18 protein-coding genes are annotated in these 22,035 nt (G+C 64.3%); 9 read left to right on the top strand and 9 right to left on the bottom strand.

Going from position 1 to position 22,035, the window contains the following annotated elements; all coding sequences use genetic code 11:
• Positions 1–12: 12 nt before the first annotated feature.
• The 9 genes from GB927_RS00915 to GB927_RS00875 all read right to left on the bottom strand — a co-directional run bounded on the left by GB927_RS00915 (position 13) and on the right by GB927_RS00875 (position 10,241).
• On the bottom strand, positions 13–1,182 hold the full coding sequence (locus tag GB927_RS00915) for a nucleotide sugar dehydrogenase (RefSeq protein ID WP_256114616.1): 1,170 nt from the start codon (positions 1,180–1,182) through the stop codon (positions 13–15).
• 34 nt (positions 1,183–1,216) lie between these two features.
• Positions 1,217–1,690 (bottom strand): cupin domain-containing protein, encoded by a 474-nt coding sequence (locus GB927_RS00910; RefSeq protein WP_256114615.1) that lies wholly within the window; start codon positions 1,688–1,690, stop codon positions 1,217–1,219.
• Positions 1,691–1,795: 105 nt separating this feature from the next.
• A complete protein-coding gene (locus tag GB927_RS00905) occupies positions 1,796–2,923 on the bottom strand; it encodes a sugar-transfer associated ATP-grasp domain-containing protein (RefSeq protein ID WP_256114614.1) in 1,128 nt (375 codons plus the stop codon).
• 44 nt (positions 2,924–2,967) lie between these two features.
• Positions 2,968–4,248 (bottom strand): type III PLP-dependent enzyme, encoded by a 1,281-nt coding sequence (locus tag GB927_RS00900; protein WP_256114613.1) that lies wholly within the window; start codon positions 4,246–4,248, stop codon positions 2,968–2,970.
• Positions 4,241–5,767, bottom strand: a complete 1,527-nt coding sequence (locus tag GB927_RS00895) for an AMP-binding protein (RefSeq protein ID WP_256114612.1) — start codon at positions 5,765–5,767, stop codon at positions 4,241–4,243. The genes GB927_RS00900 and GB927_RS00895 overlap by 8 nt, the downstream gene beginning before the upstream one ends.
• On the bottom strand, positions 5,764–6,027 hold the full coding sequence (locus tag GB927_RS00890) for an acyl carrier protein (protein WP_256114611.1): 264 nt from the start codon (positions 6,025–6,027) through the stop codon (positions 5,764–5,766). Before GB927_RS00890 ends, GB927_RS00895 begins: the two co-directional genes overlap by 4 nt.
• Before the next feature lie 32 nt (positions 6,028–6,059).
• Positions 6,060–6,905, bottom strand: coding sequence for a hypothetical protein (locus GB927_RS00885; RefSeq protein ID WP_256114610.1), 846 nt, complete (start codon positions 6,903–6,905; stop codon positions 6,060–6,062).
• A gap of 143 nt (positions 6,906–7,048) precedes the next feature.
• Positions 7,049–8,854, bottom strand: coding sequence for a serine aminopeptidase domain-containing protein (locus tag GB927_RS00880; protein ID WP_256114609.1), 1,806 nt, complete (start codon positions 8,852–8,854; stop codon positions 7,049–7,051).
• 133 nt (positions 8,855–8,987) lie between these two features.
• Positions 8,988–10,241 (bottom strand): oligosaccharide flippase family protein, encoded by a 1,254-nt coding sequence (locus GB927_RS00875; protein ID WP_256114608.1) that lies wholly within the window; start codon positions 10,239–10,241, stop codon positions 8,988–8,990.
• 178 nt (positions 10,242–10,419) lie between these two features.
• Here GB927_RS00875 and GB927_RS00870 point away from each other — a divergent pair, with 178 nt between their 5' ends.
• The 9 genes from GB927_RS00870 to GB927_RS00830 all read left to right on the top strand — a co-directional run bounded on the left by GB927_RS00870 (position 10,420) and on the right by GB927_RS00830 (position 21,994).
• A complete protein-coding gene (locus GB927_RS00870; protein WP_256114607.1) occupies positions 10,420–11,100 on the top strand; it encodes a polysaccharide deacetylase family protein in 681 nt (226 codons plus the stop codon).
• Positions 11,101–11,311: 211 nt separating this feature from the next.
• Positions 11,312–12,232, top strand: a complete 921-nt coding sequence (locus GB927_RS00865; RefSeq protein WP_256114605.1) for a glycosyltransferase family 2 protein — start codon at positions 11,312–11,314, stop codon at positions 12,230–12,232.
• Positions 12,232–13,434, top strand: coding sequence for a glycosyltransferase family 4 protein (locus GB927_RS00860; protein WP_256114603.1), 1,203 nt, complete (start codon positions 12,232–12,234; stop codon positions 13,432–13,434). The genes GB927_RS00865 and GB927_RS00860 overlap by 1 nt, the downstream gene beginning before the upstream one ends.
• A 20-nt stretch (positions 13,435–13,454) precedes the next feature.
• Positions 13,455–14,750, top strand: a complete 1,296-nt coding sequence (locus tag GB927_RS00855; RefSeq protein ID WP_256114602.1) for a phenylacetate--CoA ligase family protein — start codon at positions 13,455–13,457, stop codon at positions 14,748–14,750.
• A gap of 89 nt (positions 14,751–14,839) precedes the next feature.
• Positions 14,840–16,147: a nucleotide sugar dehydrogenase gene (locus tag GB927_RS00850; RefSeq protein ID WP_256114601.1), complete on the top strand. Its 1,308-nt coding sequence runs from the start codon at positions 14,840–14,842 to the stop codon at positions 16,145–16,147.
• Complete coding sequence (locus GB927_RS00845) at positions 16,128–17,381, top strand: glycosyltransferase family 4 protein (RefSeq protein WP_256114600.1); 1,254 nt, start codon at positions 16,128–16,130, stop codon at positions 17,379–17,381. The genes GB927_RS00850 and GB927_RS00845 overlap by 20 nt, the downstream gene beginning before the upstream one ends.
• A complete protein-coding gene (locus GB927_RS00840) occupies positions 17,378–19,339 on the top strand; it encodes an alginate lyase family protein (protein WP_256114599.1) in 1,962 nt (653 codons plus the stop codon). Before GB927_RS00845 ends, GB927_RS00840 begins: the two co-directional genes overlap by 4 nt.
• Positions 19,336–20,598, top strand: coding sequence for a glycoside hydrolase family 5 protein (locus GB927_RS00835; protein ID WP_256114598.1), 1,263 nt, complete (start codon positions 19,336–19,338; stop codon positions 20,596–20,598). The genes GB927_RS00840 and GB927_RS00835 overlap by 4 nt, the downstream gene beginning before the upstream one ends.
• Positions 20,599–20,668: 70 nt before the next feature.
• Positions 20,669–21,994, top strand: a complete 1,326-nt coding sequence (locus GB927_RS00830) for an O-antigen ligase family protein (protein ID WP_256114597.1) — start codon at positions 20,669–20,671, stop codon at positions 21,992–21,994.
• Positions 21,995–22,035 lie beyond the last annotated feature (41 nt).

Genomic DNA, 22,035 nt, shown 5'->3' with positions numbered 1-22,035 from the left:
AAACGCTGCCGGTCAGTCAGCTCCGAAAATATCGCGCGTGTAGATCTTTCCGCGCACGTCGTCGAGATCGTCCGAAACGCGATTGGCGATGATGAGGTCGGCGCGGCGCTTGAACTCTGCGAGATCACGCACGATTTCCGAGCGGAAGAACGTCTCTCCGTCAAAGTCCGGCTCATAGATGATGACCGGAATGCCCTTTGCCTTGATGCGCTTCATGATGCCCTGGATCGAGGATTCGCGGAAATTGTCCGAATCCTTCTTCATCGCGAGGCGATAGACCCCCACCACATCCGGATTGCGCGCGGCGATATCGCCGGCCAGGAAATCCTTACGCGTCGTATTGGCATCGACAATCGCCCGGATCAGGTTTTGGGGGACTTCGCTGAAATTGGCGAGAAGCTGCTTGGTATCCTTCGGCAGGCAATAACCGCCATAGCCGAAGGACGGGTTGTTGTAGTGCTTTCCGATGCGCGGATCGAGCCCGACACCCTCGATGATCTGGCGCGTATCGATACCGTGGGTAATGGCGTAGGAATCGAGCTCGTTGAAATAGGCGACGCGCATGGCGAGATAGGTGTTGGCGAAGAGCTTGATCGCCTCCGCTTCGCCTGAGCCGGTCGCGAGCACCGGAATATCCGTCTTCACCGCCCCTTGCCGAAGCAGGTCCGCGAAGCGATGGGCCTCCGGCGTATCCGCGCCAATGATGATGCGTGAAGGATGCAGGTTGTCGTAGAGCGCCTTGCCTTCGCGCAGGAATTCCGGAGAGAAGACGATCCGGTCGTCATCGCGTGCGTCGCGCAGCGACTGGGTATAGCCGACCGGCACGGTCGACTTGATGATGATCGTGGCATCCCGGTTGACGCGCCGTACGTCGTCGATCACGGCCTCGATACTGCGTGTATCGAAATAGTTGCTTTCGGGATCGTAGTTTGTCGGCGTGGCCACCACGACGAATTCGGCGCCGGCAAAGGCTTCCGCCTTGTCCATCGTTGCCTTCAGCCGCAACGGCTTGGTGCTGAGATAGTGCTCGATTTCCGTATCGACGATGGGCGAGTGGCGCGCATTCACCCGGGCGACGCGTTGCTCGCTGATATCATAGGCGATGACGTCATTATGCTGCGCGAGAAGCACGGCGTTGGAAAGGCCGACATAACCGATGCCGGCGACCGTAATATTGACCATGCAAACCTCTGAACGGGGGCGTTCGATGAACGCCCTATCGTCTGAATTTGTCGCGCAACTTCAGCGCCATGTTGACGGCGCCGGGGAATTCACGGCGGCCGAAGGCGATTTTTCGCACATAGTCGTCGATATGCCAGATCGCCGACGAACCTGCCGGGAAATAGGCAATGTCGCCGACTTTCAGTACACGCTCCGCGCCGTCCTCGCCGGTGACCCGAACCTCACCCTCCAGGATAACGACCGTTTCGTCCCAGCCGAAATGCCAGTGGAAGGTGCCGGCTGTGCAATCCCAGATCGCCGTTGTCGCCTGGTCGTCGGCCGAGCGCGAGTGGAGCGAGCGGCGCGCGACGGGCTTGCCTGCGATGATCCACGAGGGTTCGACTGGGCAAGGCTCCATTTCGAGATCGTCGGGTGCGGTCGCGACGATAGCCTTAGGGGCTGCCGGTTCGACATAACGCGAACGCACGGCCGCACCCACCATCGTCGCCAATATCAACTTCAATACCATGTCTTGCCCCCCGGCATGCTGTTCAAGGCGTCCCCAAATTCTCCCGTAAGCATTTAAAGAATATCTGAATCCCGCGCTATCGATTTTCCGTACGTAAGCCGCGAATTACTGCAAGGCTTCAAGGATGCGTTCTTTCCGGGCCGGATGCCGATCGAGATAGGACCGGCCGAGCGCCTTGTCGACGTAGCCTCCAGCAAGTTCCTGCAGGACATCGATGCCATAGTCGGAATTGGCTTCAACGACGAGGGGGCCTGCTGGCGTTATGGCGATGTCCCAGCCGAGGGAGCGGAAAGGTGCGACCGTCTCGGCGGCGCGGCTTGCCGTCTCGCGCAGCGCCTGCCAGAACGGCATTGTAAAGGTCGACGGCTCGATGCCGAACACCGTGCGGAGATCATGGTATTTGCCGCCGAAACGCGCCTCGGTCTTGGCGCCAGTCAAGAAGCGGCCGGTCTCCAGGTCGATGGCGATCATGTAACCGCCCGTGCTGGAATTGTCTGTGATGCTGCCGGGGGAGCCGACTTTGAGGGCGGCGGCGTTGAAATGCACTCTGCCTGCTTCATCTATGAAGGTGTCGATGCGGACCGTATTGACAGAGGTTGGGTTAAACCGTGCGACGTCCGGATGCTGCGAGATGGTCTCTTGAACGATAAAATCCGTCCAGTAGAAGCCGTTGTTCGTGGTGAAGATCAACGTGTCGAAGTCCGCCTCACCGAGCGCCTGTCCCTTGTAGTAGAGCACGCCATCTGTCGCGCGAAGCTTAAAGACGGCGCTGCCAGAACCGCCCGAGAGCGGCTTGATGATGATGCCGTCAGGTAGCTTCAGCGCTTCTATCGTCGCGACGAAATCAACATAGGTGACCCGCTTGCCAGCCATGTCGCTGATGGCTTGGCGTTGCAGCTGGAACAGGGTGTTGGTGGTTCTGAGGCCCGCCGCGCGGATCCGCTCCTCGAACAGTAGTTTGTCATCGACAAGCGCGAGATCGGCCGCCGAGTTCACGCGGTCGCGCGTGACATGCAAAAGTTCCGTCGGAAGATAGCGGTAAATCTCCTTGCCATATTTCTTCAGATAGAGGCTATGCTTCAGGTACTGGTACGGGAGATAGCCGTAGAGCTTGTGCAGGCGATAGATCTCGAAAACCTGCCGCGGCAGGGGCTTCTTGTCACGAGCCCCCAGATACACCCGGAAATCCTCCGTGAGCATCCTTTTGAACCGCCGATAATTCTTCACTATCACTTTGCTTCTCCTGACGGTTCCGCGTGACGCCCTCCTTGCGGGTGTTACCGGCCGATTGCCTCGATGCGTCCATTTTCCACAAGGGCTTCGGCCGGATGCGGATGGGAGAGGAAATTGATCGGGCTCGCCGTCAGCCCATAGGCGCCCGATTGCAGCACGGCCACGAGGTCGCCGGCCTTGAGGTCGGGCAGCCCCGCATCGCGGGCGAGCGTGTCGAGCGGCGTGCAGAGCGGGCCGACGAGCGTTGCCGGCGCGTCGGACGGCGCCGTCATTCGGGCGGGTGCGACGACCGGATAGTTGCGCTTGATGACCTGGCCGAGATTGCCGGAGGCGGCGAGATGGTGATTCATGCCGCCCTCCATGACGAGGAAGCGCACGCCGCGCGATTGCTTAACCGTGTTGATCTCGCTGACATAGAGGCCGGCCTCGCCGACGAGAAACCGGCCCGGCTCGACTATGGCGCGGGCGCCGGCAATCAGCGGCTCCGACTTGAGGAGCGCCGCCAGCTCCGGCACCGCGGCGGCCACGGCGTCGAGGTCGAGCGGCTTGTCGCCGGCATAATAGGGAATGCCGAGGCCGCCGCCGAGATCGATCGTCTTCAGCGGCTTGCCGGTGGTGCGTGCCACGCGGGCCGCAAGCGTGATGGCGTGGCGCCACTGGCCGAGCAGCGCTTCTGCATCGAGGATCTGCGTGCCGCCATAAACGTGGATGCCGACGAGCTCGATATTGTCGGCGGATGCGACGGCGGCGATCGCGGCGTCGAGATCCTCCTCGTCGAAACCGAAGGCGGTTGCCTTGCCGCCCATGCGCATGGCGCCGGCCTGCACGGTAGGGACGGGATTGATGCGGATGGAGGCTTGCACCGGCTTGCCGATCGAGCGGAGCCGCCCGATCTCGTCGACGCCCTCGATATGGATCTCGCCGATGCCGCCTTCGATCACCGCTTCCAGTTCCGCGCGGCGCTTTCCGGGGCCGGCGAAGAGGATATGTTCGGGCGCCGCACCGGCGGCGATGGCCGCGCGATATTCGCCGAGCGAGGCGATCTCGATGCCGGCGCCCTCTTCAAGGAAGAGGCGGATGACCGCCTCGGCCGGATTGGCTTTTGCCGAATAATAGATGGAGGCGAAGCCCTTGAGCGCATCGGCAAGCCGGCGATAGGCGCGGCGCATCAGCTGCCCGTCATAGAGATAGGCTGGCGAGCCGACTTCCGCGACGATCGTGCGCACCGGCAGGCCACCGAGGACGAGATCGTCGCCGTTGATCTCGAAGAGGCCTTTGGCAAGTTCGTAGCCGTGGTTTGCGGGCTTCTGGACGTTGTCAGCCATTGTCTGTCCGCTCCCTGACGAGCTGTCGGTAATCGACCTTGCCGTTCGGCGTGATCGGCAGGTTTTCCACCAGTTCGAGGTCGCGCGGCACCATGTAGGCGGCGAGCGTGCTGGCGACTGTTTGCAGCACTGGCGCGACGGCAGTATTTGGTTCGAGCGCGACCGCGACCGCATGGACCTTCTGCCCGGCGAAATCATCCGGCAGGCCGATAACGGCGACCTGGCGGAACCGGCCGGTGGCCATGATGACCTCCTCGACTTCCGAGGGGCTGATGCGGTAGCCGGAGGACTTGATCATCGCGTCGTTGCGGCCGATGAACGAGAAGAAGCCGTCCTCGTCCTCGACGGCGAGATCGCCGGAATAGCAGACGATGTCGCCGCCCTGGTCTTTGGTGCGGAAAGGGTTCTGCTTGAGCACACGCGCGGTGTCTTCCGGGCGGTTCCAGTAGCCGAGCGAAACCGTCGGCCCGCGATGCACGAGGATGCCGGGCTCGCCGGCTTTTGCCCGCGTTCCGTCCTCCTTCACGATGAAGATCTCGCATTCCGGAATGGCCTTGCCGATGGAGGTCGGCCGCCGGTCGAGTTCCTCCGGGGGGAGGTAGGTGGAGCGGAAGGCCTCCGTCAGGCCGTACATCAGGAAGACGTTGGTGTGTGGCAGCATCCGGCGCAGGTTCGCGACCGTCTGCGAGGGCACGGCGCCGCCGGAATTGGTGATATAGCGCAGGTGCGGCAGCTCGGTCTTCGGCAGCAGCGGCGAGGCCTTTGTCAGGATCGCCCAGATCGTCGGCACGCCGGCAAGGGCCGTGATGCGGTGGTCGCGCAGCGCCTTCACGATGTCGTCGCCGAAACGGAAGGTCAGGATGACCGTCAGCGCGCCCTGCTCGACCGATGTCAGGAGCTGGTTCAGGCCATAGTCGAAGCTGAGCGGCAGGACGGACAGGATGCGCTCGTCCGGCGTGATGCCAAGATAGGTGCGCACGATGCGGGCGCCGGCGAGAAGGTTGCGGTGCGAAAGCATCACGCCCTTCGGGCGGCCGGTGGAGCCGGAGGTGTAGAGGATCGCTGCAAGGTCCTCGCCGATATTGACGTCGCGCGGGCTGCCAGCGGCATCCGCCTCAGCCATGTCCTCGACGAGGAGGATGCGGGCTTCCGCGACGCCTTGCAGGCATTCGGCGACCATCGGCGCAAGCGTGCGATTGGTGATCACGACCTTCGCGGCGCAATCGGCGACGATGTGGCTGATCTGCTGGCCACGCAGCAACGCGTTGATCGGCACGAAGACGCCCATCGCCCGGCTGACGGCGAAAATGGCGACGCATTCCTCGATGCCGCGCGGCAGGAAGATCGCGGCGCGGTCGCCACGCTCCAGACCCGCGCCCGCAAGCGCCGCAGCGAAGCGCTCGACGCGCTCGTTCATGCCGCGGTAGTCGAGTTCCCGCGCGCCGTCGATCAGCGCGGGCCTGTCGCTTTGCGCATGCGGCGCGAGCAGGTGGTGGAGAAGGACAGGGCTTTTGCTCACATCCGGGTCCGCGAAACGAAGTTGACGAGACTGGCGGGCGTCGCCAGTTCCTGGAAGTCGAAATTGTCGTCTTCCATGGAAAGATTGAAGCGCTCGCCCAGGAACATGATCAGTTCGAGGAAGCCGAGCGAATCGATCGCGCCGTCGAGCAGGGCCGTGTCCGGCGCCACGGGGGCGAGCGCCGGGAACCGCTTGTCGAGATAGCCGTAGATTTCGGCCTCGATATCGGGGGTGGAAGCGGCAGTCGCGTTGTGCAGCATGGCTTTTTCCTCTTCGTGAAGACCGGTCGCGGCTAGACTTTCAAGAGCACGCGTTCGGAGTAGAGTTCGTTGATGCTCCGGTCGTCCCATTCGCCCTTCACCTGATAGCGAAGCCCGCTCTGCCAGCGGTAAGCGAAGGGAACACGCCGCCCGGCCGGCATCTGCAGGCAGAGCAGCGGAACGCCGTGCCGGATCAGCAGGCGCGCCAGGATCGCGAGGTTATCGGCAACGAGATCGGCGCTTTCGGCGTAGACCACCCGCGCGATCGGGATGCGCTTCTTGCGGATGACGTCGAAGACGACGGGATGGTAGCGCCCGCCCGCCTCGATCACGGTGACGATGCAGCCGAGGGCCTGGTGGTTGCGCAGGTCCCGCAGCAGGGTTTCCGAAATAGCGCCCGGCGGCACCGAGTTGAGGGCGACCAGCCTGCCTTGCCTGCGGCCCGCAATCGCCAGCCAGGGGAGGGGAAACAGCAGGAGGTCGTAGTCGAAGGTGCGGAAGCCGAGACGGTTGTTCAGCTCGACCGCGGCCTTCGAGGGGGTGAGGTCGGTGTAGATGGCCCCGCTGTCCGCCATGGCGGCCAGCAGCATGCGCGGCGCGTACCAGCGGTGGCTTTCCTCGACATACCAGCTCGAAAGGTTGACGATCTTCTGCCCCGTCTCGCCGTCACGCCGGGCGATGGTCAGGAGGATGCCGATGGGCGTTTCGTCCGCCATCAGGAGGTTGCCGATCGAGCCCGCACCGGTCTCGCTGCCATGGTCGAAAAGCCGCTTCAAACCGTGCTGCCAGAAGGCGAGCGAGCGCGATGGAAACCCCTTCGTGAGAAGTTCCGAGGCGGCGTCCAATCCATCCTGGCCTATGGCGCGAAGCTTGAGCATATCCAGCGTTGCAATCCCGTTCTTTGGGCCAAGTCTCTAGGCCGGACTCCTTCAGAAAGCCTAAACGGGGGCTCTTGCGCCGGGTGCGGGCGGCCTCTGATGCCAAACAAGGTAAACAGTTCGCATGTCGCGAGTAGCCTTGCTCAGCGCTCGCGCGAAAGCGAGGTTGCTGCCTGCTCGACAATGTCGAAAAGCTGTTGGCGGCTGACGCGTGGGGTCACGTTGTGGTCGGTATCCGGCAGGATATGCAGCGAAACATTCGGATAGGCGGCCAGCCCCTCCACCTGATTGCCGAAATGCACATAGAGATTGTCGAGTCCCGGATCGTCGACGCTGTACACGAGGCATGTCCGGCCCGGCCGCTGCGAAAGCGCGCGAAAATCGGCATGCACGGCGCGTTCGAGGCGCTCGGTTGCAAGCAGCGGCCCGAGCAGTGGCGCAAGGCGTTTGGACAGGCGCTGGGTGACGCGCTGGCCGATATTGCGCGCGGCGGCGCTCATGTCGATGTCGCCGGAAAAGAGCCGACGGATCGTGTCGAGCTTGAGCGCCTTCTGGGAGTAGTCGGCAAGCGCACGGGGTGCGCTGTTGACGACCTCCGCACTTGGCGGCTTCAGCCAGCGGAAGGCATAGGGGTTGACGACGATGCAGCCCGCCCAGCGCTCGTCCGCGGCGGCGGCGCGGAAGGCGACATAGGCCCCGCTGCATCGCCCGAAGAGCAACGCCGGGCCGCGCCTGCCGATACCGTCGAGGAATTCTCGTACCGCGGGCATGTCGTCGACCTGCGTCTCGTCGTAGAGAACCTCTTCGCGGCGGCCCGGCACCGGCGGGCTGTCGCCGACGCCGGCGCTGTCGAAACGAAACGACGCGACGCCCTTTGCCGCAAGCTGCCGGGCAAGATCGACGCCGGAGCGCGCCCACCCGCCCTGATGGTCGTAGCCGGTGGTAAGCAGCACGACCGTGGCCTCGCTGCCGCCCGTCGCGGGTTCGGTCAGCGTGCCGACGAGCCGTTCGCCGGGGCCGAAGCGCAGCGCGGTTTCGCGCACGTCACCGGCGGTGACGACGGCTGGGCCGGATGGGGGCACTGGCGGATTTATCGCCGTCTGATACGGAGCAAGCCCCTTCAACCAATCGGGCAGGGCTTCGAGGAAGTCGGCCGGGATTTCCTGGCCGAGCGGGTTGGAGACCAGCTTGTCATAGCCGCGAAAGACGAAATCGCGCATTGTCGTCGCGCCGTCTGCCAGATGGTCGCGTAACTGGCGGTCCGATGTGTTGTCCGGCCTTGCGGCGAAGAAGACATGTTCGACGCGGCTGTCGGCTAAAGCGTCGGGGGTGAGGGTCGAGAGCGTCGTGACGATGCCTTCGGGCATCGACAGGCCGGCGATCGTGCCAGGGGCGGTGTCCCGCATATGCGGCGCAACGCCCACGCCTTCATCGACCACGGCCGACCAGACGGAGAGTTCGCGCAGATAACGGCGTCCCGAGACGACGGGCGCGAGGAGGGCGAGACCTGCCAGGTTTTCGACGTGGTCGCTCGCCTTCAGCGCGATCGCGGCGCCGAGGCCGAAGCCGAGCAGGACCACATTGGTCGCGCCGGAAAGGTTGCGCAGGGCGTCCGCCCCTGCAAGCGCGGCATCCGTCCAGCTCGCAATATCGATGATGGCGTCGGGCGCATCGAGCGCATTGGCGGTGCCGGGATAGTCGAGGCGCAGGCTGGCGATGCCGACATCGGCGAGCGTTTCGGCGGTGATGCGGAAGAACTTGCGGGTGCAGAGTTCGTCGATCCCCCAAGGCGCGAGGAAGAGGACCGCGAGATCGCGTGCAGGCATGGTGTCGGAGGCGGGCTTGAAGAGGCCCATGATGCCGGAAAAGGCCACGGGATAGGCGGCCTCATGGGCTTTTGCCCCGATTTTCGCAGCAATGACCGCGCCGTTCTTGGCGTCTCCCGACATGTCGTGTTCCGTCCCCAGTCCGCCCTAGCGCCGCGCAAAAGGCGCTGTCATATTTTGAATGCGGCGGCCAATTTTGCAGGCGCGCAGCCGTTCCGTTCTGCCCGGCAAAGTTTAAGATCGCGTGTAATGCGCCCTAGACGGTCTTGTCGCGCGCCAGGAACAGCCAGGTCGCGCCGACGAGCGAGATCTGCACGATGAGGCGGGCGAGGCCGGCACCGAGCAGGCCACCGAGCACAGCACCCGCCCAGATCGCCGGCACCATGACGAGCGCGGTGATAATGAGGAGCGTGATGCGCAGCTTCTGCTTGCCGACCGCCCGCAGAATATCGGCGCCGATGCCCGAAAGGCCCATGAGCAGCGGATAGAGCGCTAGGAGCTGGATGATCTCCGGCGTGCCGTCGAAATCGTGGCCGATGAGATACGGAATATAGTCGGCGACGAAATAGAGGAAGATGGCAATCGGAACCGAGATCAGCAGCGAGAAGGGCACAAGCTTCAGGCCGAAGCGCACGCTTTCGGCGGCGCTGGCGGAAGCGTTGCGGAAGTGGCGTGTATAGGTCGCGTAAAGGAGCGCGCGGATCGGCGCGGAGGCTGCATCGACGATCTTGAAGCCGGCCGCATATTGGCCGGCGATGTCGGGGCCGAGCGTCTGGGCTACGGCCGGTTTGTCGACATCGGCGACGCTGCCGATCGCGACGAATTCCAGGCAATATTGCAGGCCGAGCGAAATGTCCCCGCGGATCACGGCCGGCGACGGCATGCCGCAGACCACGGCGACCAGCACGACGGAGATGAGCGCGCCGAGCGCGGAGGCGGCGAGATACCACCAGGCCCAATGGTCGAGCGTCAAATCCTTTTGCAGCACCACCGCCGCGACCAGGAAGAGCGCGCGCAGCACTGCCATGCCGACATTGACGAGCATTTGCAGCTTCGCCCGGTCGAAGGCCATGAAGGCGCTGGCGCAGACGGCGACGATGCGCCCGAAGACCAGATGGGCCGCGACGAAGGCAAGCAGAGAGGAAAGCGCGATATGGGCGCTCACAAGATAGTGACTGATCGCGATGGCGAAGACCGCGACGACCGGCATTGTGAGGGCGGACATTGCGACGCTGTGGCCGAGGTAACGCGGGAAATTTCCGGGATCGACGGCGACGCGCTGGATCATCACATGGTCGCTGCCAAGGCCGATCAGCAGCACGCCGATCCCGTTGATGGCCGACAGCGTGACGAAGACGCCGTAGTCGGACGGCCCGAGATAGCGGGACAGCAGCATGAAGTAGCCGAACTGGATGACCAGCTGCATGCCGAAATTGAAAGTGTAGACGATGGTATTCCGGGCTAAGAGCGAACCGCGAACTTTGTCGGCAAGCGCCACGATCCGTTTCATGCAACCACCATGCGTTCAGCCCCCGCGGTGCCCGATACGGCCGAGCCGCCCGATCACGGCGCTACGTCTAGAACAATGGTGGATCGCGCGCAATGGTGGCAGAGCGAAGGGGGTAAACCGTTTCTTGAGCTTTGCGGCGTAGAGGAGGGACGGTCGCCCCATCGCCGCCGGAGACGCCATGCTCGCCAATACAATGTACCTCACCTTTCACGGCATCGGCGCGCCCATCGTGCCGCCGGCCGAGGGGGAGCTTCGCTATTTCGTGACCGCCGACATTTTCCGCCGCACGATCGCCGGCCTTGGCGAACTGGAGGCGAAGACCGGGATCGAGGCGCACGTCACCTTCGACGACGGCAATATCTCCGACTATGAGGTCGCTCTGCCGACACTGGTGGAACACGGCCGTCGCGGCATCTTCTTCGTGCTCGCCGGCCGCATCGGGCAACACGGGTATCTCTCCGCCGCGCAGATCCGCGAGATCGCCGCCGCCGGCATGACGATCGGCAGCCACGGCCACGACCATGTCGACTGGCGCCGCCTTGATGCGGCAGGACGCCGGCGTGAACTGGTCGATGCCCGCAAGACGATCGAGGACGCGCTTGGCGCGCCGGTCGCCTATGCCTCCATCCCCTTCGGCGGTTTCGACCAGGCGGTGCTGCGGCAGCTGAAGGCGGAGCGCTACGACCGCGTCTTCACCAGTTCGACGGGTCTCACCTATCGCGACGTGTGGTTCTGCCCGCGCCGTTCGCTGACCGAAACCTTCGACCCCGCCACCGGTCTTCTGCCGTTCGCAAGCGCCGAACAGAAGGCCCGCGGCCTTGCCTACCGCATCGCGCGCCGGTTGCGCTACCGCTGGTAATTCGTTTCCTTCGCATTCGATCCTTTCCGTTTCACGGGCATTAACCAGGCCGCGACGATTCCTGCGCCGAAACAGGACCGGAAGGCGGAAATTAACGCCATGTTAGACACGACACGCCAACAAGTTGGGCACACGGCGAGCGCGATCATCGGTTGCGACGATGCCGGGAACGACGGCCGCAACCGGTGGGCCGAGAAGAGGGACAGGGCGCTTGACCTTGATTTCGGTAGTCATGTGCACCTTCGACAGGGAGGTGATGGCAAGGCGGACGATCGCGTCGGTCTATGCCCAGCGTCTGCCGGGCGGCCTCTCCCTGGAGCTGATCGTCGTCGACAACACACCGGACGGCAATGCGCGCGGCTGGGTCGAAGGCCTTTCGGGTCTCGAGCCGCGCCCGCGCTACGTCCATGAAACCCGGGCCGGCATTTCCCACGCCAGAAACGCCGGTGTTGCCGCCGCAAGCGGCGAGTTCCTTGCCTTCATCGACGACGACGAGACTGCCGAGCCGGACTGGCTGGAAAACCTCCACCGTGCGCTCCTGATCCACAGCGCCGACATGGGCACCGGCCCCGTCCTACCGGTCTTCGAGGACAAGCCGGCGCTCGGCTGGGACCCGACACCCTTCTTCTTCGGCAAGCGCGAGGCGATGGCGACCGGCGGGCAATTGCAGGCCGCGCGCACGGGCAACATCATGTTCCGCGTCGCCACCTGCTTCGACGGCACGCCGCCGTTCGATCCGCGGCTTGGCCGCTCGGGCGGAGAGGATACGGATTTCACGCACGGTCTCTACCGCAAGGGGCGCAAGATCATCTGGGTGGCGGATGCCATCGTGCACGAATTCTGGCCGCAGTCGAAGGCCTCGCTGCGGGCCTTCCTGCGCCGCAAGCTCGTCACGGCGCGCAACACGACCCATGTGCGCATCACGCGCGATCCGCGGCCGATGCCGGCGTTCCTGGCGATCGTGCCCAAGGCGCTTGCCCAGCTCGTGATCTTCTCGCCGCTCGCGGCAGTGAGTTATCCGTTCAGCCGGCAGTTCTACGCGCGCTGCGCCATGCAGGTCATGTCGGCGCTCGGCAAGCTGACCTTCTGGCAGCGCGCCGGCTATTACGGCCGCAGCGGGAGGCAGGCGTGATGCTGCAAAAGCCCGCAAAACCCTACAAGGTCGCGATCTTCCACCAGGGCTGCGTTCCCGTCTATCGCCGCGGTTTTTACGTGCGGCTCTCCGAGACGTCGAAGAACGACTATGTCGTCTTCCACGGCAAGCCGCCGTCCAACACCTCGCTGCAAGTGGCGCAGCCGCCGTTTCCCTTCGCCAATGTCGAGGTCGGCACGGTCGAGCTGCGGCTGAAGAAGGCGCTGCTGATCTGGCAGCGAGCGGTGTCGCGTTTTGCCTCCGGTCGGTTCGATGGCGTGGTCATCGGCCATGAATTCAAGTTCCTGTCGAGCTTCGCCATCCTCGCGCTCGCCAAGCTGCGCCGGCGCCCGGTCTTCTGGTGGGGCTTCGGCTACCGCAAGGCCTACGGTTCCTGGGATGAGGGCGGCAAGCCGCCGCTGAAGGACCGCCTCGCGCTCTGGGCCGCCGATAAGCTGGCCCGTTGGGGTGACGGTTACCTCGCTTATACGGAAAAGGGCCGCGACCATCTCCTGTCGATCGGCGTGCCCGCCGACCGCATCCAGGTGGTGCGCAACACGATCGACGTCGAGGAGCAAATCGCGCTCGCCGAGGCGGTCGCAGGCAGCGATGATGCCGAAATCCGCGCCGAGTTCGGGCTCAGGCCGAATGCCGACGTGCTGCTCTATGTCGGCCGCCTGGTGCCGCGCAAGGAGGTGGACAGTCTCGTGCGCTTCGCCGTCGCCAACCGCGACGTGGACGGCCGGCCGGTGGACGTGCTGGTGATCGGCGACGGCGAGGAGCGCGCAAAGCTCGAAGCACTTGCCGGTGACGCACCCAACGTCCGCTTCGCCGGAGCCATCGACCCCTCCGACATCCGCATCGCCAAGGCGATGAAGCTTTCCCGTGCGGTGGTCATTCCCGGTTATCTCGGTCTCGCCATCAACCATGCCTTCGCGCATGGCCGCCCGATCGTCACCCGCAAGCACGAGTTCCACAGCCCGGAAATCGAATATCTGACGGAGGGCGAGGACAGTCTGCTGATCCCTGGCGACGAGACGGCGTTTCACGAGGGGCTGAAGAGCTTCCTTGCTTCGCCGCAGGAGCAGGCGCGCCTTGCGGCCAACGCCATGCACCAGCGGGAGACCTTGAGAATGGACTATATGGTCCGGGCTTATGATGATTTCATAAGCCGTGTCGTGTCCAAGGCGGGCGACCGATGAACGCGATCGCCCGACTCAAAATGGCTTCGCTCGGGGACGCGCTCGTTCGCCGCTTCCCGCCGCTCTATCTCGCCTATCGGCGCGACCTCGCCGCCTTCGACGCGAGCGACGCTGCCGGCCGCCAGGCGCTTCAACAGCGCCTCGTCGATCGCATCCTCGCTGCCGCCACCAGCCTGCCGGGTTATAGCGCCCACAAGGGCAAGCCGCTCGATGCCTACCCGATCCTGACGAAGGAAATGCTGCGTGCGGCACCCGACGACTATCGCTCGCCCTCCGGACTGCTGACGGCGGCGGCGGCAACCAGCGGCTCCTCCGGCATTCCGCTCGCCATCAAACGCAGCTTCGCTTCCGTCGTCTTCGAGCAGGCGGCGATCGACCATGTCGTGGCGCTCGCCGGCGGCGATTTCCGGAACGACCGCATCGCCGTGTTGCGCGGTGAGGCCATCAAGGACCCGTCCGACCGCACGCCACCCTATTGGCGCGTGGAGCGCGGCGGGCGGATCATGAATTTCTCCGTTGCGCACCTGAATACCGAGACGGCGGAAACCTTCTTCAAGGCGCTCAAGGATTTTGCGCCGGGCGTCATCTGGGCCTATCCCTCCGCGCTCGACATGCTCGCCGCCTGCATGGAGCAGAAGGGCTGGCGGCTCGACGTGCCGGTCGTGCTGACCTCCTCCGAGGTGCTGACGGACGAATTGCGCGCGCGCGCCGGACAGCTCTTCGGCGCCTGCGTCGCGGATTATTACGGCCAGGCCGAGCGGGTCTCATTCGCCTATGCGCTGAAGGCCTCCACCTACCGGTTCATGCCGGCCTATGGGCGGGTGGAACTGCAACCCGTCGGCAACGAGGGCGACGGGCGCTTCCGCATCATCTCGACGAACCTGCGCAACGCCGCGCAACCGCTGGTCCGCTACGACACCGGCGACATCGCGATTGCTCGGGCTGCGCTGGATGCGCAGGGTGCGGCCGAAGTGGCCCTCGGCATAAAACCCTTCGCCCGCATCGAGGGCCGCGAAAGCGACTACCTGATCGCGCCGGACGGCAGCCGCCTGATCGGCATGAACCACATCCCCCGCTCCATCGACGGCCTTTTGCAGATGCAGCTTCGGCAGACGGACCCTGACCGCGTGCTGGTCCTCGCCGTCGCCGAACGATCTGAAGACGAGACGCTGAAGGCGGCGATCGCGGCGAAGGTTGCCCAGCGGTTGCCCCAGACGATGCGGGTCGAAATCCGTTTCTGCGAGGCAATTGCGCGGGACAAGAGCGGGAAAATGCCGCTCGTCGTGCGCGAGCCCGGCCTTTGTGCGCCGGGATAAGGGTATCCGTAATGTTTTGCCGCTACTGACGCGCTTTCAGCAGCGACTTTCGTCATCACGCCGGGATCGGCAATATTGCAGAGGTTCGCATGAAGATTTCGCTATTTGGCCTGGGTTATGTCGGCGCGGTGACCGCCGCCTGCCTGTCGCGCGACGGGCATGAGGTCATCGGCGTCGACAATCAGCAGCTCAAGGTCGACATCATCAACAGCGGCAATTCGCCGGTCGTCGAAGAGGGCGTTGGTGAACTGATCCGCGCCGGCATCGAGAACGGCCGTTTGCGCGCCACGACCAATGTCGAAGAAGCGGTCAACGCCACCGACATGTCGCTGATCTGCGTCGGCACGCCGAGCCGCAAGAATGGCTCGCTCGACACCGACATCGTGCTGCGCGTCTGCCAGGAGATCGGTGCCGCCGTGGCGCGCAAGAAGCGCCCGCACACGGTCGTCATCCGCTCCACGGTGCTGCCGGGCACGATGCGCAACCTCATCATCCCGACGCTGCGCGAACATGCCGGTCCGGAGGCGCAGCTCTCCATCGGCAACAACCCGGAATTCCTGCGCGAGGCGAGCGCCGTCTACGACTACGACAACCCGCCGAAGATCGTTGCTGGCGGCGAAGACGAGGCCGTGGCGGCGCAGATCGCGTCGATCTACGACGGCATCGAGGCGCCGCGGTTCCTGACATCCGTCGATGTCGCCGAACTCGTCAAATATGCCGACAATGCCTGGCATGCCGTGAAGGTCGCCTTCGGCAACGAGATCGGCAATATCGGCAAGGCCGTCGGCGTCGACAGCCACGAGGTCATGAAGATCTTCTGCAAGGACGAGAAACTCAACATCTCGCCGCGCTACCTGATGCCGGGCTTCGCCTTCGGCGGCTCCTGCCTGCCGAAGGATGTGCGCGCGCTCTCCTACAAGGGCCGCGAGCTCGACCTGGAACTGCCGCTGCTCAACAGCCTGCTGCGCTCGAACGAGGAGCAGGTCGCCCGCGCCTTCGACGAGATCATGGCTTACGGCAAGCGCAAGATCTCCATCTTCGGCATCAGCTTCAAATCGGGCACGGACGACCTGCGCGAAAGCCCGCTGGTGACGCTGGTGGAACGCCTGCTCGGCAAGGGCATGGACATCCTGATCTATGACCGCTTCGTCAATTTCGCCCGGCTTTACGGTGCCAACCGCGATCACATCCTCAACGTCATCCCGCACATCTCGTCGATCCTCGTCGACGATTTCGACCGGGTGGCGGCGCATGGCGATGTGCTGATCGTCGGCAATTCCGATCCGGAATTCGAAAAACTCCCCGCACAGATGCGGCAGGACCAGAGGCTCTATGACCTCGTGCGCCTGAAGAATGTGGATGAGCTGGAGGAACGCTATGAAGGTGTTAACTGGTAAGGAGGTCGAGGCGGCCGTCGACCGGCCGTTCGACCGGCGTGTGCTCATCATCGTGGAAAACCTGCCCGTGCCCTTCGACCGCCGCGTGTGGTCGGAGGCGACGACGCTTCGCGCCGCCGGCTATACGGTCTCGGTCATCTGCCCGACGGGCAAGGGTTTCGAAGCGCTCTACGAGGAGCGCGAGGGCATCCACATCTATCGCCACCCCCTGCCGATCGATGCGCGCGGCGCGCTTGGCTATCTCCGGGAATATTCCGCCGCTCTCTTCCATGAGGCGCGGCTCGCCTTCAAGATCCGCCGCCGGCATGGATTCCACGTCATCCACGGCTGCAACCCGCCGGACCTGATCTTCCTCGTCGCCTGGCTGTTTAGGCCGTTCGGCATCAAGTTCCTGTTCGATCATCACGACATCTGCCCGGAACTGTTCGAGGCGAAGTTCGGCAAGCGCGGCATGCTCTATCATGTGACACGCTTCTTCGAACGGCTGACTTTTCGCTCGGCTACAGTCTCCATCGCGACCAACGAATCCTACCGCGACATCGCCATCAAGCGCGGCGGCATGGCGCCCGATGACGTTTTCGTGGTGCGCTCGGGGCCGAAGATCGAGAAGTTACAGATCCGCCTGCCGAAGGAAGAGCTGAAGAAGGGCTTTGCCCACCTCGTCGGCTATGTCGGCGTCATCGGCCAGCAGGAGGGCATGGACCTGCTCGTCGAGGCCGTCGACCATATCGTCAACACGCTTCACCGCACCGACATCCATTTCGGTATCGTCGGCGGCGGGCCAGAGCTTGCGACCATCGTCGAGGACGTGGAGAAGCGCGGCCTCTCGCGCTACTTCACCTTCACGGGACGTGCGCCCGACGACGTGATGCTCGACATGCTGAACACGGCGGATGTGTGCATCAATCCCGACCGCGTCACGCCGATGAACGACCTGTCCACGATGAACAAGATCCTCGAATACATGACGCTGAAAAAGCCGATCGTGCAGTTCGAGACGCGTGAGGGCAAGGTCTCGGCGGGCGAATCCTCGCTCTATGCCAAGCGCAACGACGTGAAGGATTTCGGCGAGAAGATCGTGGCGCTGATCGACGATCCGCAGCGGCGCCAGTCCATGGGCGAGCTTGGACGCAAGCGCATCCTCGCATCTTTCTCGTGGGAGCATTCGGCGCCCGTGCTGCTGGCCGCCTATGAGCGCCTGTTCGAGAAAGTCGGCGCGAAGGCCGGCCGATGAGCTCTGGCGGTCTTTCGAACCGGCTTTCCTGGTATGCGCGACGTCTGTCGGCCATGTCGACGGCGGAGGTCGTGCACCGGGTCGGCGAACTGGCGAAAAAGCGCTCGGCCCGCCTTGCGCAGCCGGGCTGGGCGCGGTTCGATGAGGGCGACGGACCACTTCCGCTCTTTCCGACCGCCATTGATGTTGCCTCGGCGGATGCCGATCTCCTGGCACGCTGGGAGCGTGTCGCGGAGGCCGCAATGGCCCGGCGGCATCGTTTCCTCGGCGTGGATTGGCCGCCTGCGGGGAACGCTTCGCTCTGGCATTTTGATCCGGTCTCGCAGCGCGAATGGCCGAAGGACCGCTATTGCTTCGATATCAACTACCGGCATAGCGACGTCTATGGCGATGTGAAATATGTCTGGGAAATCAATCGCCTGCAATATCTCCAGCCGATTGCGGCACTGGCTGCACGGACGGGTCGGGCGGACCTCAAGTCTTTCGTAACGGCCGAGATCGCCAGCTGGATCGCCGACAACCCGCCCTTCCACGGCATCAACTGGCCGTCCGGCATCGAACTGTCGGTGCGCGCCGTCAGCGTGCTGGTCGCAACACGGCTCCTCGGCGCCGACGCCTTTTCGCCGGCCGAAACCCGCGCCATCCGCGCCTTCCTGGCCGCGACCGGCGACTGGCTCAGCCGCTATCCGTCCCGCTTCTCGTCCGCCAACAATCACCTGATCGCGGAAGCCGTCGGCCTCTATGTCATCGCCACGGCCTGCCCGGAGCTGCCGGCGGCGTCGCGCTGGCGCGCCTATGCCCGCCGCGTACTGGCGGAAGAAGTCGATCGCCAATTCCACGCCGATGGCATCGGTGCCGAGCAGTCACCGACCTACACCGCTTTCACGCTGGAACTCTATGTAACGGCCGTGCGCGTGGCACAGGCGGTGGGCGATCCGTTGCCGCGGGCTGTGCTGGACAAGCTCGCCACCGTCGGCGAGGCGCTTTCCTGGTTCATGGACGAAACGGGCGCGGTGCCGTGCATCGGCGACGACGACGAAGGCCGCGTGATCGTCAGCGATCCCGAGGCGGATCGGTTCTACGTCGCCTCCGTGCTCTCGGCGACGGCAGCAATCTGCGACCGGCCGGACATCGCCCCGCCGGTAGCACCACTACACCTGCGCGACCTCGTCTTCGGCCGCCGCCTTGCGCCGGCCAAGGGGGAGGGGGTGCACACCTTTGCCGAGGGCGGCTATACGGTGCTGCGAGACCAGGTGCGCGACCGCCAACTGGTCTTGGCCATGGACCACGGGCCGCTCGGCTTCCTGTCGATCGCCGCGCACGGCCACGCCGATACGCTCGCCGTCTGGCTCACCTATGGCGGCAGGGCGCTGCTGGCGGACGCCGGCACCTATCTCTACCACGCCGGCGGCGCCTGGCGGGATGCCTTCCGCGGCACGCCGTTGCACAACACGCTGTCGATCGGCGGCGAAAGCTCCAGCCTCGTCTCCGGCGCCTTCAACTGGAAGGCCAAGGCAGAGGCCAGCCGGCTTGCGGTGAACGACCGCCTCGACACCTTCTCCTGCGAGGCCGCGCATGACGGCTACAAGGCCCGTTTCGGCGTGGAGCACGTCCGCGCGCTACGGCGCGTCTCGCCGGATACGTTCCGCATCGAGGACAAGCTGGAGGGTGCGGCTGCACCGGTCGATGACGTCGCGATTTCCTTCCTGTCCGGTGAAGGCATCGAAATCCGCGCCACGGACCGAACCGGGACCTTTGATTTCGTTTTTGAAGGCACGGCGCTGCTGCGGCTCACCGGGCCGGAAGGCTGGGCGGGATCTGTCATCAGCGGGCAAGAGACGGAGCGGCTCGGCTGGCGTTCGCCCTGCTTCGGCGTGAAGACGCCGTCCGACCAGCTGGTGTTCCGCGGATCTGCTGCGCCCGGCACGACGATGCGCACGGATTTGAGGCTGCTGTGAGAGCCTTTCGCCCGCTCGTCTTGCTCGTCATCATGCTTCTTGGAGCGGCAGGCACGGCACTGGCGGCCGACCTGCCGAGCTTCCGGCGCGGCATCAATTTCGCCCGGCTGCACAGCCTGCCGACGGAAGATCCCGAGAAAGCCGGTGCTTTCCTCTGGCCGCCGTTCCAGGGGCCACTCGCCCGCATCAAGAATGCCGAGCTTCGGCGCCTGCGCGCCGTCGGTTTCGATTTCATCCGCCTGCCTGTAGCCCCGGCACCCTTCCTCTCGGTGACGCAAGCCAAGCGGCGCGTGCTTACCGACGCGCTCCTTGATACGGTGCGGCGCTTGCAAAAGGCCGGCTTCGGCGTGCTCATCGATGCGCATCCCAACCATTCCGACCCGAACTGGTCGGCACCCAAAATTCTGGCCGACGCCAAGGGTGCGCCGTTTCGCGATTATGCCGAATGGCTGAAGCAGCTCGCTGCACATCTGCGTGACCTGCCGGCGGAAAAGACGGCGCTCGGTCTGATGAACGAGCCGCAGCAGGAATGCCAGCTGAAGACGGCGAACGACTGGATCAATATGCAGCCGCTGCTCTATGCGGCCGTTCGCGAGACTGCGCCGGACCTCGCCTTGGTCCTGACGACGGGATGTTATTCCTCCCCCGAAGCGCTGCCCCAGCTGGATATGGCGCCCTTCGACGGCAATACGCTCGTCGACGTGCACTATTACCGGCCCTATCCCTTCACACATCAGGGCCTTCCCTTCGCCAACGAGCCGCTGCGCTACATGTCCGGCATCGCCTATCCCGGCACCGGCGCCGACAGTATCCTGACGCTTGCCCGCACGATGCAGCTGATCGCCGAGCGCCGGCGCGCCGGGGACAATGTGCCGGACGACGCACTCGACCAGGCGAAGGCAACGATGGCGAATTACTACGATGATCCGCCGATCGTGGACGACGGCTACGTCCCAGGCCATTTCGCCGCCATGCGGAAATGGGTCGAGGCTGAAAAGATCGCGCCGTCGCGGCTGATCATCGGCGAATTTGGCGTTGCCCGCCAGCCGGAAGACTTTCCCGAAATCCCCGGTCGCTATCGCTGGCTGGCCGACGTGCGCAAGGCGGCGGAAGACAACGGCTTCGGCTGGGCGCTGTGGGATTACAATGCCGGCGACGGTTATCCCGGTTTCGGGTTGGTTTTTGACAATGAATCACGCAAGATCGACGCCGACGCGATAGAGGCGCTCGGTCTGGACCGGAGCGCGCTGCGCGACTAAGGCAAATCCAGCGGCTTTGCGTCTGGAGAGACATCTCCCGCACGGCGCGAGGACCAGATTGAGCGATACGGTGAACAACGGTTTGGCCGTGAGGCAGGAGCAGCGGCAGGTCCGTGCTTCTGACGGTCTGCTCGGCTGGGTTCCGGCGATCGCCATCGGTTATGCGACGATCCTCACGCCGCTCCTCGTGTTTCGCACGACGCCTGCGGTCGAGGACCCGGCGATTGCCGCGGCTGCGTCGGGTTCCAATCTCCTCAACCAGGTCTTCTGGCTCTTCCTGCTTGTCTCGACGGCGTTCGCCTTCCGCCACCGGCTGTCGCGGTTCGAGGAGGCGCTGAAGCAGCCGGTCGTCGTGCTTGTCGGGCTCTATATGCTGCTCGCCTTCTCCAGCATCGTCTGGTCGCCGGCGCCGTCCATCGCCTTTCGCCGCTCGACGCTGCAATTCATCGTGATCGCAACGGTCGTGCTGCCGGCCTTCCTCGTGGACGACCCCAGAGCTCAGATCGACCGAGTCATGGCGGTCTTCTTCGTGACGATCGCCATCAACCTCGTCGCAGTGCTGCTGCTGCCGGCGGGCCGGCTCGGCCATCAGGGCATCTATACCCACAAGAACGAACTCGGCCTCGTCGTTGCCTACGGCTTCGTCTTCTGCCTCTACGGCGTCTGGCGGCTGAGCGGCCTCGGCCGGCTCATCGCACTCGCTCTTGCCGCAGCGGCCCTGCTGGAACTCGTCGTCAGCAAGTCGAAAACCTCGCTCGGCCTTGCGCTGCTCATCCCGCTGATCGCGCTTGCGGTGGTGGCGGTCAGCCGGTTTCTGCGCATCAATGCGCTGTATCCGCTGTTCTTCGGCCTGCTCACCTGCCTGTTCGTCGGGCTCTTCGTCGCCAACCTGGTCGATTTCAGCTTCGCCGACTTCTCGGTGCTGCTCTTCGACGATACGACCTTCACGGGGCGCACGATCATCTGGGACTTTCTCGGCGACGTGATCAGCCGCAGGCCGATCCTCGGCCAGGGATACGGCTCGTTCTGGGATATCGGCCTCGGCTCGATCGTGCTCACCGAAGCCCCGGGCTTCGTCGCCACGCTGTTGCAGGGGCATAATGGCTATGTCGACGTCACGGTGGAACTCGGCCTCGCGGGTCTCGCCTTGCTGCTGTTCTTCCTCGCCTGCGTTCTCCTGAGTGTCGGCCGCGCGCCGAATGATGGGCGCACCGGCATGGCGGAAGCCTGGCTCTTCATGTCCGTCGTCATCGTGACGCTCTGCCACAACATGCTGGAGAGCAGCTGGTTCCGCGGCTATTCCGTGGTGTGGATGCTCTTTCTGCTGGTGGGCGCCTGGGCACAGGCGGGTCGGCGCAAGGCGCGGGGAAACCGCGCCGTGCGACACAGAAATTGAAACTCCGTTAACCATAACGATTTACACCATGGGAGGGGATT

The organism is Shinella lacus (assembly GCF_010994755.1).
GTDB lineage: Bacteria > Pseudomonadota > Alphaproteobacteria > Rhizobiales > Rhizobiaceae > Shinella > Shinella lacus.
This window is presented reverse-complemented; position numbering and strand designations above follow the sequence as displayed.